This is a genomic window from Spirillospora sp. NPDC127506, from assembly GCF_040302145.1.
Lineage (GTDB): Bacteria > Actinomycetota > Actinomycetes > Streptosporangiales > Streptosporangiaceae > Spirillospora.
In genome coordinates this window covers 70007-83904 of the sequence record NZ_JBEORG010000026.1, presented here as the reverse complement: position 1 = coordinate 83904, position 13898 = coordinate 70007, and the positions used below count along the sequence as shown (strand labels likewise).

Here is a 13898-nt window from a genome sequence, read left to right as displayed (position 1 = left end):
GCCCCGTCAGCCCGCCCGGACGCTCTCCCGGACGCGCAGCGACGGATCGGCCGCGGCCCGCTCCCGCAGCGTGTACAGCTCGTCCGGGGAGATCGGCATCGCGTCGACGCGGACGCCCTCCGCGTCCTCCACCGCCGACGCGATCACCGCCGACACCGGGATGACGCCCGCCTCCCCCGCCCCCTTGATGCCGAGCGGGTTCAGCGGCGACGGCGTCTCCAGATGACCGGTCTCGATGCGCGGGATCTCCGTCGCGTACGGCATGAGGAAGTCCATGAAGGACGCGTTCAGCAGCTGCCCCGCCTCGTCGTACGCCATCCGCTCGTACAGCGCGCCGCCGATGCCCTGCGCCACGCCGCCGTGGATCTGCCCTTCGACGACCATCGGGTTGATGAGCCGGCCGCAGTCGTGGACGACGGCGTACCGGAGGATCGCGATCTCGGCGGTGTCCGGGTCGACCTCCACGATCGCGGCGTGCGCCCCGGCCGCGAACGTGGACCGGACGGGCGAGTAGTAGTCGCGCCCCTCCAGGCCCGGCTCGTCGCCGGACGCGACCGGCGGCTCGGTCGCCGGGCGGCCCACCGCGAACTGCGTCGCCGCCGCGGCCTCCTCGTCGAACGCGTACCGCAGCGGGTTCGACAGCACCGCCACCGTCCGCAGCGGGACCGCCGCCGACCGGTCGCCGCGCACGTGCACGACCCCGTCGGTGATGTCCAGGTCGTCCGGGTCGGCCTCCAGGGCCTCGCCGGCGATGCGCAGCGCCTTGCTCCGGACCTTCCGGCAGGCCAGCGCGATCGCGTTGCCGCTCATCACCGCGGCGCGGGACGCGAACGTCCCGACCGCGTACCCGAACCGGCGCGTGTCGCCCGTCGTGACGTGCACGTCCTCGATCGGGACGCCCAGCTCGGAGGCGGCGATCTGCGCGAACACCGTCTCATGGCCCTGGCCCTGCGAGGTCAGCCCGGTCGACACGTGCACCCGCCCGGCCGTGTCGATCTCGACGTGCCCGCCCTCGTACGGGCCGACGCCCGTCCCCTCCACGTAGACGCCGAGGCCGATGCCGAGGCGGCGGCCCCGGGACGCGGCGGCGGCGCGCTCGGCCTCGAACCCGTCCCAGCCGATCAGCTCCCGCGCCTTGCGCAGCAGCTCCGGGTAGTCGCCGGAGTCGTAGATCAGCGGGCGGCCGTCCTGGAAGGTGAGGCCCTGGTCGTAGGGGAACTCGTCGGGCTGGATGAGGTTCGCGGCGCGCACGTCGGCGCGGTCGGCGCCGAGGTGGCGGGCGATGCGGTCCATCGTCCGCTCCATGCAGAACACGCCCTGCGGGCGCCCCGCGCCCCGGTACGGGGTGACGATCAGGGTGTTGGTGTAGAGGCTGACGACCTCCGCCCGGTACGCGCCGATCTTGTACGGGCCGAGGAGCTGCGTGGACGTGACGATCGGGATGATGATCCCGTACGGGGTGTAGGCGCCGTGGTCGTGCCGGATGCGCACGTCCAGCCCGAGGACGCGGCCCGCGTCGTCGAACCCGACCCGCACGTCCTGCAGCTGGCCGCGCTCGTGCGCGGCGGAGACGAAGTGCTCGCGGCGGTCCTCGGTCCACTTGATCTCGCGGTCCAGCAGCCGCGCCGCCCACGGGACGAGGATCTCCTCCGGCCACGGGTGCACGATCTTGACGCCGAACCCGCCGCCGACGTCGGGGGCGACGACCTCGACCTTGCCGTTCGGCAGCCCGAGCCGCGCGGCGATCGCGGCCCGCACGCTGGTGGACGCCTGCGTGGACGAGTACACGCGCAGCGACCCGTCGTCGGCGTCCCACCGCGCGTACACGCCGCGCCCCTCCAGCGGCATCGACGCGCTGCGCTCGATCGACAGGCTGAACTCCAGCACGTGCGGCGCCGACTCGATCGCGCCCGCCGCGTCCCCCGTCTCCTGCACGAGGACGGCCCCGACGTTGCCCGGCACGTCGTCGTGGACGAGGTGCTCCGCCCGCGTCGCCGCCTCGATCCCGACGACGGCGGGCAGCGGCTCGTACTCGACGCGGATGCGCTCGGCGGCGTCCTCGGCCAGGTAGCGGTCGCGGGCGACGACCATCGCGACGGGCTCGCCGACGTGCCGGACGACGTCCCGCGCCAGCGGGTGGCCGGTGCGGCCGTGCGTCAGCGCCGGGTGCGGGATGAGCAGCGGCAGCGGCTCCCCGACCCGGCCGGGCAGGTCCTCCCAGGTGTAGACGGCGACGAGGCCGTCCACGTCGAGCGCCCCGGACACGTCGATGTCGGTGATGCGGGCGTGCGCGTGCGGCGACCGGACGAACGCCGCGGCGAGGGCGCCCTGCCCGAGGTCGTCGAGGTAGCGGCCGCGGCCGGTGACGAGCCGGCCGTCCTCGCGCCGCTCGACCCGTTCGCCGAAGACGCGCGTGCCCATCAGCCCTCCCCTTCTTCCGCGGCCGCGGCGAGCAGGTCGGCGGCGCGGTGCACCGACTTGACGATGTTCTGGTACCCCGTGCAGCGGCACAGGTTCCCGGAGATCCCCTCCAGGATCTGGTCCTCGGTCGGGCGCGGCGTCTCGCGCAGCAGCGCCGTGACCGTGCAGAGGAACCCGGGCGTGCAGAAGCCGCACTGCAGGCCGTGGCATTCGCGGAACGCCCGCTGCACCGGCGACGGCGTCCCGTCCTCGGCGGCGAGGCCCTCCACCGTGGTGACCTCCCGGCCGGCGGCGGTGACGGCGAACATCAGGCACGACCGCACCGGCTCCCCGTCCAGCAGGACGGTGCAGCAGCCGCAGACGCCGTGCTCGCAGCCGACGTGCGTGCCGGTGAGCCCGAGGTCGTGCCGGAGCAGGTCCGACAGCAGCCGCCTCGCCGGGACGCGCGCGGTGCGGTGCGTCCCGTTGACGGTCAGCGCCACCTCGAAGCTCTCCTCCATCAGTCCTCCGCCTTCCGCGGCGAACCCGTCCTGCGCAGGGCCCGGGCCGCCGCCGCGCGCAGCGCGCGCTCGGTGAGCACGCCGGTCAGGTGCCGCCGGTACGCGGCGCCGGCGTGGATGTCGGGTTCGGGGTCGATCCGGTCGCGGACGTGCGCGGCGGCCGCGGCCCAGTCGCCGTCCGGCCCGGCCGCGCCCGTCAGGTCGAGGACGAGCGGGGTCGCGGCGACGCCCAGGTATCCCGCGCGGGCCGCACTGACCCGCAGGTCCTCGTCGAGGGTGACGACGGCGGCGACGCCGGCGAGCGCGTAGTCGCCGTGCCGGCGGGCCGTCTCGGCGAACGCGGTGCCGGTGCGGGGCGGCGCCGCCGGGAAGAACGCGGAGACGGCCAGCTCGCCGGGCCGCAGCGCCGATTCGAGGGGGCCGGTGAAGAACTCGGCGGCCGGGATGGTGCGGCGCCCCCGCGCGGACGCCGCCTCGACCGTCCCGCCGAGCACGGCCAGCACCGCGGGCAGCTCGGCGGCGGGGTCGGCGTGCGCGAGGCTGCCGACGACCGTGCCCCGGTTGCGGATGACGGGGTGCGCGACGTGCCGCAGCGCCTGCCCGAGCAGCGGCTGCGCGGCCGCGGCCTCCGCCGAGCGCTCGACCCGCGCGTGCCGGGCGAGCGCGCCGACCCGCACGCCCGCGCCGTCCGCGTGCAGGGTGTCCAGTCCGGCGACCCGGTTGATGTCGACCAGGTCGGACGGCGCGGCGAGCCGCATGTTCAGCAGCGGGATGAGGCTCTGCCCGCCCGCGAGCACCTTGCCGCCCGGCGCGGCGGCGAGGGCGTCGAGCGCCTCGCCGACCGTGCCGGGGGCGTGGTAGCCGAACGGGGGCGGCTTCACGCGTCAGCCCGCATCGCTGCTCGGGGCGGGGCGGACCGGGCCGCCGATCTCCTCCTCCGCGGGCGCGATGATGCCGCCGCCCGCGTCCTCCGGTCTGCGCAGCACGTTGAGGACGTGGTAGCCGAGCAGGACCGCGATGGTGCCGAGCGCGATGCCCTGCAGCGGGAAGTCGTCGGTGACCTGCAGCGTCACGTTCCCGATCGCCAGGATGATCGCCGCGGCGACCGGGACCAGGTTGACCGGGTCGGCGAAGTCGACCCGGTTCTCGATCCAGATCTTCGCGCCGAGCAGGCCGATCATCCCGTAGAGGACGACGGTGATGCCGCCGAGCACGCCGCCCGGCGTCGCGGCGACCAGCGCGCCGAACTTGGGGCACAGCCCGAACAGGATCGCGACGGCCGCGGCGACGTAGTAGGCGGCGGTCGAGTAGATGCGGGTCGCGGCCATGACGCCGATGTTCTCGGCGTAGGTGGTGGTGGGGGAACCGCCGACCGCGCTGGCGAGGGTGGTGCCGACGCCGTCCGCGGCGATCGCGCGGCCGAGGACGGGGTTCAGGTCGTCGCCGGTCATCGCGGCCACGGCCTTGACGTGCCCGGTGTTCTCCGCGATCAGCGCGATGACCGCGGGCAGCGCGAGCAGGATCGCCGAGGTCTTGAAGTCGGGGCCGTGCAGGCTCGGGAACCCGAACCAGTCGGCGTCCTTAACGGCGGTGAAGTCGACCCGGTCGTGCGGGAAGGCGGTGGCGACGCAGTACGCGCCCTCGGAGGTGCACGCCTTGCCGGCCCCGTCCAGCAGGTTCTGGCCGGGAAGAACTGACGTGATCTTCCCGGCGGTGCTGTCGAGAATCCACGACAGGACGAAGCCGAAGATCAGCGCGAGCAGGATCGTGATGCGCGCCCAGAAGCCGCGCAGCAGCACCGCGCAGAGCACCGCGAAGGCGAGCGTGGCGAGGGCGACCCACTGGTCCTGCGGCCAGTAGACGGTCGCGACCACGGGGGCGAGGTTGAAGCCGATGAGCATGACCACGGCGCCGGTCACCACGGGCGGGAACACCCGGTGGATGACCTCGGCGCCGGCGAAGTGGATGAGGACGCCGACCAGCGTGAGGACGGCGCCCGCGACGAGGATCGCGCCGGTCACGGTGGCGCTGTCGCCGCCCGCCGCGCGGATCGCCGCGACGGCGCCGACGAACGAGGCGCTGGTGCCGAGGTAGCTCGGCACCCGGCCGCCGACGATCAGCAGGAACAGGACCGTCGCGACCCCGGACATCATGATCGCGAGGTTGGGGTCCAGGCCCATCACGATGGGGAACACGAACGTCGCGCCGAACATCGCCACGACGTGCTGGGCGCCGATGCCCGCGGTCCGCGGCCACGACAGCCGCTCGTCCGGGCGGACGACCTCCCCGGGCGGCGGCGTTCTCCCGTCGCCGTGCAGTTTCCAGCCGATCACCATCGGGGCCCCTCCTGCTCATCCGACCGCGTACATGCGGGCAAGGTAGATCTACCCTGATGGACGGGCATCGGCGAGTTCTGCCAAAGCCCGCGCCGCCGATTGGGAGGACCGGCCGGTGTGGGCTGGATTACACTACCCTCAGATACCGCGCATGCGCAGAACGTGCAGGGCGAGGGTGAGATTGAGCCGTAGATGGGCGTCCTCGGTGAACGCGCCGAGCATCCGTTCCAGCTTCCCGATGCGGTACCGGAGAGTGTTGTAGTGGAAATGCAGCCGGCGGGCCGTCTCGGCGACGTTGAGGTTGGTCTCCAAGAGCACCTGCAGGGTGCGGCGCAGATCCACCAGCTCCGGCTCGTCGTCGGCGGCGAGGTCGCCGAGCGTCTCCCGGACGAACGCGTGCAGCTCCCCCGGGTCCGACACCAGGCTGAGCAGCCGGTACACGCCGAGCTGGTCGAAGTGCGCCCGCGCGCCCGCGCCGTTCAGCTGGCGGCCGACCCGGACGGCCTTCACCGCCTGCTCGTACGCCTCGGGCAGCGCCGCCGGGGACTCCACCGTCCGGCTGATCCCGGTGGAGAACGTCCGCCGCACCGGCAGGTGCTCGGCGAAGATCGACGAAGCCTCCTTCACCATCGCCTGCACCGGCCCGGCCGCCCACTCGGCGGGGTCGGCGCCGTCCGCGCCGACGACCGCGACGACCTCGTGCGCGAAGCTCGCGACCGCCGCCCCCTTGTCGTGCCGGCGGACGGCCGTCGTCCACGCGGCGGCGAGGCGCTCCTGCGCCGACCGCTCCTCGGCGCCGCGGCTCTTCCCGTCGGGGTCGGGCGCCTTCCCGCGCCCCTTGCCGTCGGCCTCGGGGGCGGCGCCGCGCGGGCGCCCGTCCAGTTCGGCGACGAGCACCATCATCGGGCGGTCCAGGTCCCAGCCGAACCCGCCGCAGTGCGCGACGACGCGGTCGTCGTCGCCGGCGCGCCCGGCGAGGATGTCGCGCAGGAAGTCGGCGCGGTACTTGCTCTCCACCGCCGCGACGGCCTGCTGCTTGGTCACCACGAGCGCGGCGACGGTCGCGGCGCGCTCCAGGATGCCGAGGTCGGTGCCGCGCAGCGTCCCGGCGGGGCTGAACGCGACGATCCGGCCGTGGTCAAAGCCGCCCGCCATCACGGGCACGACCAGGTGGTCGCCGGTGCCGTGCGCGCCGATGACGCCGCAGCCGCCGCGCCCGCAGGCCGCGTGCCGGCCCGCGTCGAACGCGCGCATCGCCTGGACGTGCTCGTCCGGCCCGGCGCCGGCGAGCACGCGCTGCTCGCCGTCCAGCACCACGACCGCGACGTCCAGCAGCGACGCGACCTCGTCGACCACCTCCTGGAGGCCGCCGCCGCACAGCACGATCTGCACGAGCGCCCGGTGCACCTCCTCGGTGCGGGCGAGGACCGCCGCCTGCCGGTTCAGGATGTCGGTCAGGACCTGGTTGAGGATGTCGTCGAAGCCGACGTCGTTCGGGAGCAGGATCAGGGGGAAGCCGCGCCGGTCGGCCTGCGCGATCATCTCGGCGGGGAGGGAGTCGAGGTAGCGGCCCAGTTTGATGGCCAGGGCCGCGAGGCCGCGCTCGTCGAGGTCGGCGACCAGGTTGTCGAGCGACTGGGGGGTGTTCCGCAGGGGGTAGCCGGTGGTCAGGAGCAGCTCGTTGGGCTTGACCCACGACAGGATGTCGGGGACCTCCATCACGTTGAGCCGCTGGACGACGCGTTCGAGGCCGGACCGGCCGGCGATGAGGCGGGCGCCGTTCAGGGTGCTGACGCCGAGGACCTCCCCCACCGACAGGCCGTAGGTCAGTGTTCCGGTACTCGCGAGCCGGAGGGCCGGTGGGCCCGGGTCCGCTGTGGTGTAGCTCATGCCAGGGGTCACCTCGCTTTTGGTGCGTACATCGTCCGTGACGATGTGATCGCTACCGGTTCCTGATCAAAAATGACAACAAAGACGAACGATGACAACCATCCTTGGCAGCTTTCTCCATACGACCGGTGCGGGGCCCGTTCTACCGTCGTCGCGAGGCCGGGCCGTCCGCGGGGCGGGCGGCCACCGACACCGGCCTCGGGAGGATCCGTGACTGCCCTCGTCCGCGACCCGATCCCGCTCCCGGCCCGGCCGCGGCGGCGGCCGCCCGCCGCCGGCGCCGCGAGCCTCGCGCTGCGGCCGCTGCTGGACCCGCCGCGCCGCCCGGCGCGGGTCATCGCCGTGTTCCCGTCGGCGCTGTACCTGGAGATGCGGGGCGGCGCCGAGCCGCGCGTGCTCGCCGTCGTCACCTCCGACGCCGGGCGGCTGCCGAACGCGGTGGTGGTCGTGGCGACGCGCCGCGAGCACCCGTTCCGGTCCGTCCGCGAGGGCGGGGACGCCCTCGTCGGCGAGGGCCGGGTGGAGGCGGACGGGCTGGCCGTGCGCGTCCGCCGCTGGTGGGACCCGTCCCCGGCGCTCGCCGCGATGCAGCCCGCGGCGCTCGCCCGCGGCGTCCGCGCCCTGGAGGACGAGCTGGCCTCGGCCGGCGCGCTCACCGCCGCCGGGCCGGCCGGCGGCGGCCTCGACGGGCACCCCGACCCGGCCGGCCTCGCCGCCGCCTGCGCGGCCGGCGACCTCGCCGACGCCGTGGAGGCGGCCGAGCGGATCGTCGGGCTCGGGCCGGGGCTGACGCCGTCCGGCGACGACATCCTGTGCGGCCTGCTCGTCTCGCTGCGGCTGGTCGGCGGCGCCGTCCGGCACGGGGAGGCGGCGGTGCGGATGGCCGACTGGATCGGCGCCGCCGTCACCGCCGACGCCGGCACCCGCACGACGGCGCTGGCCGCGACGCTGCTGCACTGCGCGGCGGCGGGCGGCGCGGGCGCCGAGGTCGCGGCCGTGCTGCGCTTCGTCGGCGGCCACGAACCGCCGGGCGGCGCGGGCCAGAGCGCCGTCCGGCGCCTGCTGTCGGTCGGGCACACCTCGGGCGCCGACCTCGCACACGGCGTCCTCGCCGGCTGCCGCGCCGCGCTCGCCCTGTCCGCCGCCACCGCCCGGAGCGCTGCGAAGGTGACTGCATGAGCGCAGCGGACCGGGGGGCCCGGGGGGCCGTCCCCCGCAGGAGGCACGCATGAGCGATTGGGTCGAGGTCCGGCGGGGGGGCTACCACGATTCGGTCACGCTCATGCGGGTCAGCCGGGAGATGGCCGCGCGTCCCGGCGTCGCCGCGGCGATGGTGGCGATGGCGACGGAGCTGAACCGCGAGATGTTCGAGCGGATGGGGTTCGAGGTCCCCGGCGACGCGGGGCCCGACGACCTCGTCGTGGCGGTCCGGGTGGACGGCGGCGGGCTCGACGAGGCCCGCGAGGCGCTGGACGGGCTGCTGCGCGACGCGTCCCGGCCCCCCGCCGGCGGCGGGCCGCTCGGCGCGCCGGAACCGCCGCGCACCACGGGGTCGGCGGCGGCGCGGGCGGACGCGACCGTCGCGCTGCTGTCGGTGCCGGGCCCGCACGTGTTCCCCGAGGCGATGGACGCGCTGGACGCCGGCCTCAACGTGATGATCTTCAGTGACAACGTGCCGCTCGCGCAGGAGATCACGCTGAAGGAGGCGGCCGCGCGGCGCGGGCTGATCGTGATGGGCCCGGACTGCGGGACCGCCGTCATCGGCGGCGCCGGCCTCGGGTTCGCCAACGCGGTCCGCCCCGGGCCGGTCGGCGTCGTCGCCGCGTCCGGGACGGGCGCGCAGCAGCTGATGTGCCTGCTCGACGCGGCGGGCGCCGGGGTGAGCCACGTGCTGGGCGTCGGCGGCCGGGACCTGTCGCCCGAGGTGAGCGGCCGGTCGGCGCTGTCCGCGCTGGCGGCCCTGGACGCCGACCCGGGCACCGAGCTGATCGTGCTGGTGTCGAAGCCGCCCGCGCCGCAGGTGCTGGACCTGATCCGGGAGGCGGCGCGGCGGCTGGACACGCCCGTGGTGTTCGCGCTGCCGATGGCCGACGAGGACGACCTGACCCGCGCTGCCGAGAAGGTGCTGACGGCGCTCGGCCGGACCGTCCCGGAGTGGCCGCGGTGGACGGCGGCGCGGCGCCCGGCCGCGGTGGCGGGGCGGGCGCTGCGCGGGCTGTTCGCGGGCGGCACGCTGCGGGACGAGGCGGAGATGATCGCGCGGGACGCCCTCGGCTGGGACCTGGAGTCGCGCGGCCACCGCTTCGCCGACTTCGGCGACGACGCCTACACGCGCGGCCGCGCGCACCCGATGATCGACCCGACGCTGCGGCTGGAGGCGCTGCGCGCCGAGGCCGCCGACCCCGGCTGCGGCGTCCTGCTCCTGGACGTGGTGCTCGGGTACGGCGCGGAGCCCGACCCGGCCGCCGCGCTGGCCCCGGCCATCGCCGACGCGGCCGGGAGCCGCCCCGACCTGGCCGTCGTGGTGTCGCTGTGCGGGACGCCGGGCGATCCGCAGGACCGCGACCGGCAGGCCGCGGCGCTGTGCGAGGCGGGCGCCGACGTGTTCGGCTCCAACGCCCAGGCGACCAGGCACGCCCTGCGCCTGGTCACCGGGGGCGCGGTCGGAGGCGGCACGGTCGAAAGCGGCACGGTCGAGGGGGGCGCCGAAGGCGGCGTCGAAGGGGGCATGGCGGAAGGGGGGTCGGCATGACCGATCAGCGGCTGGGCGGGCTGCTGTCCCGCGAGCCCCGGGTGGTCGCCGCGGGCGTCGAGGTGCTGGCCGAGGCGCTCGCCGACCAGGCCGTCCCGGTGGAGGCGGTCGACTGGCGGCCCCCGCCGCCCGGGACGGAGGCGGCGCTCGCCGCGGTGCTCGGCGACCCGCGCCGCGCGGACGCCAACGAGCGCGCCGTGCGGCGCATGGTCACGGCCCGCCCGCACCTGGTGGACGTGCGGCCCGCGCGGGACGTCCTCGGCCTGGAGCCCGGGACGTTCCTGCACGCGGGCCCGCCGCTGGAGTGGGAGCGCGCGTCCGGCCCGATGCGGGGCGCGCTCATCGGCGCGATGCTCCTCGAAGGGCTCGCCGAGACGCCGCTCGGCGCCCGGCACGCGCTGGAGCGCGGCGCGGCCGTGCTGGAACCGTGCCACCACCACGCCGCCGTCGGGCCGATGGCGGGCGTCGTCAGCCCGTCCATGTGGATGTTCGTGGTCGAGGACGCCGAGCACGGCGGGACCTCGTACTGCTCGCTCAACGAGGGGCTCGGGAAGGTCCTGCGGTACGGGGCGTACGGGCCGGAGGTGATCGAGCGGCTCAGGTGGATGGGCGAGGTGCTGGGACCGGCGCTGCGGGCGGCGGTCCGGCGGCACGGCCCGCTCGACCTGATGTCGGTCATCGCGCAGGCGCTGCAGATGGGCGACGAGCTGCACAACCGGAACCGGGCCGCGACGTCGCTGCTGCTGCGCGAGCTGGCGCCCGACCTCGCCGCCGCCGAGGACGTCCCGCGCGGTGAGGCGGCCGAGGCGCTGCGGTTCGCGGCGGGCAACGACCACTTCTTCCTCAACGCGGGGATGGCGGCGGCGAAGGCGTGCGCGGACGCGGCCCGGGACGTCCCCGGGTCGAGCCTCGTCGTGGCGATGGCCCGCAACGGCACCGACTTCGGCATCCAGGTGTCGGGCACGGGCGACCGCTGGTTCACCGCCCCCGCGGGCGTCCCGGACGGCCTCTACCTCGGCGACTACGGGCCGGACGACGCCAACCCCGACATCGGCGACTCGGCGATCACCGAGACGGCCGGGACGGGCGGGTTCGCGCTCGCCGCCGCGCCGGCGATCGTCCGGTTCGTCGGCGGCGAGGTCCCCGACGCGGTCGCCGCCACCCAGCGGATGTACGAGATCACCCTCGCGGAGCACCCGGGGCTGCAGATCCCGCTGCTGTCGTTCCGGGGCACCCCGGTCGGCATCGACGTCACCCGCGTCGTCCGCACCGGGATCCTGCCCGTCATCGACACCGGCATCGCGGGCCGCGAGGCCGGCACCGGCCAGGTCGGCGCGGGCCTCGTCGAGCCGCCGGCGGCGGTGTTCGCCGACGCCCTGCACGCCCTCGCGGAGATCGCGTAGAGGCGGTGCCGGCGGGTACCGTCCCGGACATGAGCGAGTCGATCACCGGGGAGCAGTACGCCCTGAGCGCCGGGCCGTACCAGGCCGTCATCACCGAGTCGGGCGCGAGCCTGCGCGAGCTGACCCGCGACGGCAGGCCGCTGGTGCTGTCGCACGGCGCGGACGAGCCCGCCCCCGCCGCGTTCGGGCACCTGCTGATCCCGTGGCCGAACCGCGTGGACCGCGGCCGCTACTCCTACGGCGGCGCCGAGCACCAGCTGGACGTGTCCGAGCCCGCCCGGGACTGCGCGATCCACGGCCTCGTCCGGTGGGCGCCGTGGCGGGCCGCCGAGCACGAGCCGCACCGGGTGCGGCTCACCCACCGGCTCCTCGCGACGGGCGGCTACCCGTTCCGGCTCGACCTGGAGGCCGAGTACTCCCTCGACGCGTCCGAGGGCCTGCGGGTGCGCATGACCGCCCGCAACCCCGGGTCGAGGACGGCCCCCTACGGCCACGGCGCGCACCCGTACCTGACGGTCGGCGAACCCATCGACGAGTGCACCGTCCGCCTGCTCGCCGACCGGTACCTCCCGGTGAACGACCGGATGATCCCGTGCGGGCCGTCCGAGGACGTCACGGGCACCGAGTACGACCTGCGCACCGGGCCGCTGCTCGGCGGCCGGCGGATCGACAACGCCTTCGCCGACCTGAACCGCGACGGCGGCGGCCGCGTCTGGGTGGTCCTCTCCGGCGGCGGCCGCACCGTGCGCCTGTGGGCCGACGAGGCCCACCCGTGGATGGAGATCTACACGGCCGACGACACCCCCGACCCCAGGCGGGGTCTGGGCGTCGAGCCCATGACGTGCCCCCCGAACGCGTTCGCCTCGGGCGAGGGCCTCGTCCACCTGGAGCCCGGCGCCGAGTTCACCGGCACGTGGGGCATCGTGGCCGACTCCTGATTCCGGCCGCGATCGGTTCCCCGAGGGGCGGCGGTTGGGGGATCATTGCGGGGTGAACCTCAGTGTGCCCTCGTTCGACGACCTGTCCGCGCGCATCGCCGCCGCCCGTGACGCGCACGGCGAGCGCTTCCCCGGCGGTGCGGAGGGGCGGCAGCCCGTGCACACCGTGTACGTGCCGGCCGACCGGTTCTCGCGCTCGACGCCCGCCGACTTCGGCGCCGAGGCGCTGCGGCTGCTGAACACGCACACGCCGGGCGCCGGGTCGTTCGGCGCCGCGTTCGGGCTCGACCCCGAGCTGGCCGAGCCGGTGCGCGCGCGGGTCGCGGCGAAGCTCGCGAACGAGCCGGTCGAGGACGTGCGGATCGACTTCGAGGACGGCTACGGCGTGCGCGAGGACGCCGAGGAGGACGGGCACGTCGAGCAGGTCGTCGAGGCGGTCGCCGCCGCGTACCAGGTGAAGGGCCTGCCGCACTACTGGGGGCTGCGGGTGAAGTCGTTCGCGGACGGCGGGCACGAGCGGGCGATGCGCACGCTCGACGGGTTCCTCACCTCGCTGCGCGACCGGCTCGGGCGGCTGCCGGGCGGGTTCACGATCACCTTCCCGAAGGTGCTGTCGGCCGAGCACGTCCGGCTGTTCACCGAGTTCCTGGACCGGCTGGAGAGCTCGCTCGGGCTGCCGCAGGGCATCCTGCGGTTCGAGATCCAGGTCGAGACGCCGCAGTCGCTCATCGACCACGCAGAGGACCGGGTCGGGCTCGGCCCGCTCGTGGCCGCGGCGCAGGGCCGCGTCACCGCCGCCCACTTCGGGGTGTTCGACTACACCGCCGCGCTGGGGCTGCCGCCGCACGAGCAGCGCCTCGACCACCCGGCGTGCGACTTCGCCCGGCACCTCATGCAGGTGTCGCTCGCGGGCACGGGCGTGCGGCTGTCGGACGGCTCCACCAACGTCATCCCGCGCAACGACGGCCCCGACGAGGTCAACGCGACGTGGGCGGCGCACGCGGCGCACGTCCGGCACTCGCTGGCGCACGGCTTCTACCAGGGCTGGGACCTGCACCCCGCGCACCTGCCGAGCCGGTACGCCGCCGTGTACGCGTTCCACCTGACCGGCGTCGACGACGTCATCGGGCGGGTCCGGGCGTGGCACGAGCAGGCGGCGGGCGGCGCGAGCGGGTTCCTGGACGAGCCCGCCACCGTCAAGGCGCTCACCGCCCGGCTGCGCCGCGCCGTCGACTGCGGTGCCCTGGACGAGAGCGTCCTGCCCGCCTAGCCCTTCCGCCAGAGGGGCGCGACCACGTCGAGGAGCGGACCGAGCTGCTCCTCCACGCAGGCGAAGTGCTCGTCGAGTTCGGCGGTGATCCGGTCGAGTTCGGCGCGGACCGCGTCCGGGTCGCGGGAGCCGGCGTCGTCCAGTACGGCCTGGAGCCTGCGCCTGTTCTCGGTGACGGCGGCGTGCTCGCGGCGCAGCCTGCCGACGACCGGGGCGAGGCCGGGGAACTGGGTCTCCAGGCGGGGGAAGGCGCGTCCTTCCTCGTTGTCGTGGTGCTCGCCGAGGACGCCGCAGACGGAGACGCAGTGTTCGCGCAGCTGCCGGGCCGGGTCGGGGGCGGCGCGGGTCCCGCCGCGCAGAGCGGCGGCGTCGATGCCGCGGTGGTCTC

The 13898-nt window shown here is 75.5% G+C and carries 11 protein-coding genes; 5 read left to right on the top strand and 6 right to left on the bottom strand.

Annotated elements, in window-relative coordinates:
• Positions 1 to 6: 6 nt before the first annotated feature.
• From cutA to ABTW95_RS23635, 5 genes are all read right to left on the bottom strand, one after another.
• On the bottom strand, positions 7 to 2421 hold the full coding sequence (cutA, locus tag ABTW95_RS23655) for an aerobic carbon-monoxide dehydrogenase large subunit (RefSeq protein ID WP_396450810.1): 2415 nt from the start codon (positions 2419 to 2421) through the stop codon (positions 7 to 9).
• On the bottom strand, positions 2421 to 2921 hold the full coding sequence (locus ABTW95_RS23650) for a (2Fe-2S)-binding protein (RefSeq protein WP_396450808.1): 501 nt from the start codon (positions 2919 to 2921) through the stop codon (positions 2421 to 2423). Before ABTW95_RS23650 ends, cutA begins: the two co-directional genes overlap by 1 nt.
• Positions 2921 to 3802, bottom strand: a complete 882-nt coding sequence (locus ABTW95_RS23645; protein ID WP_500227410.1) for an FAD binding domain-containing protein — start codon at positions 3800 to 3802, stop codon at positions 2921 to 2923. Before ABTW95_RS23645 ends, ABTW95_RS23650 begins: the two co-directional genes overlap by 1 nt.
• A 3-nt stretch (positions 3803 to 3805) precedes the next feature.
• Complete coding sequence (locus tag ABTW95_RS23640; protein ID WP_396450804.1) at positions 3806 to 5257, bottom strand: uracil-xanthine permease family protein; 1452 nt, start codon at positions 5255 to 5257, stop codon at positions 3806 to 3808.
• Between the two features lie 138 nt (positions 5258 to 5395).
• Positions 5396 to 7147 carry a PucR family transcriptional regulator gene (locus tag ABTW95_RS23635; RefSeq protein ID WP_396450802.1) on the bottom strand — a complete coding sequence of 584 codons (1752 nt, stop codon included), beginning with the start codon at positions 7145 to 7147 and terminating at the stop codon, positions 5396 to 5398.
• Positions 7148 to 7357: 210 nt separating this feature from the next.
• On the opposite strand from ABTW95_RS23635, the gene ABTW95_RS23630 reads away from it, so the two are divergent.
• Genes ABTW95_RS23630 through ABTW95_RS23610 form a run of 5 tightly spaced genes read left to right on the top strand, consistent with a single transcriptional unit; the run spans position 7358 to position 13510 of the window.
• On the top strand, positions 7358 to 8326 hold the full coding sequence (locus ABTW95_RS23630; RefSeq protein ID WP_396450800.1) for an oxamate carbamoyltransferase subunit AllH family protein: 969 nt from the start codon (positions 7358 to 7360) through the stop codon (positions 8324 to 8326).
• A 49-nt stretch (positions 8327 to 8375) separates the two neighbouring features.
• Positions 8376 to 9899 carry an AllF/FdrA family protein gene (locus ABTW95_RS23625; protein ID WP_500227409.1) on the top strand — a complete coding sequence of 508 codons (1524 nt, stop codon included), beginning with the start codon at positions 8376 to 8378 and terminating at the stop codon, positions 9897 to 9899.
• Positions 9896 to 11302, top strand: a complete 1407-nt coding sequence (locus tag ABTW95_RS23620; RefSeq protein ID WP_396450796.1) for a YlbE family protein — start codon at positions 9896 to 9898, stop codon at positions 11300 to 11302. Before ABTW95_RS23625 ends, ABTW95_RS23620 begins: the two co-directional genes overlap by 4 nt.
• Before the next feature lie 29 nt (positions 11303 to 11331).
• Positions 11332 to 12240 carry an aldose 1-epimerase family protein gene (locus tag ABTW95_RS23615; RefSeq protein WP_396450794.1) on the top strand — a complete coding sequence of 303 codons (909 nt, stop codon included), beginning with the start codon at positions 11332 to 11334 and terminating at the stop codon, positions 12238 to 12240.
• Positions 12241 to 12292: 52 nt separating this feature from the next.
• Positions 12293 to 13510 (top strand): DUF6986 family protein, encoded by a 1218-nt coding sequence (locus ABTW95_RS23610; RefSeq protein WP_396450792.1) that lies wholly within the window; start codon positions 12293 to 12295, stop codon positions 13508 to 13510.
• Here the strand turns inward: ABTW95_RS23610 and ABTW95_RS23605 are convergent.
• Positions 13507 to 13827, bottom strand: coding sequence for a hemerythrin domain-containing protein (locus ABTW95_RS23605; protein ID WP_500227423.1), 321 nt, complete (start codon positions 13825 to 13827; stop codon positions 13507 to 13509). The genes ABTW95_RS23610 and ABTW95_RS23605 overlap by 4 nt on opposite strands.
• Between the last annotated feature and the right edge of the window lie 71 nt (positions 13828 to 13898).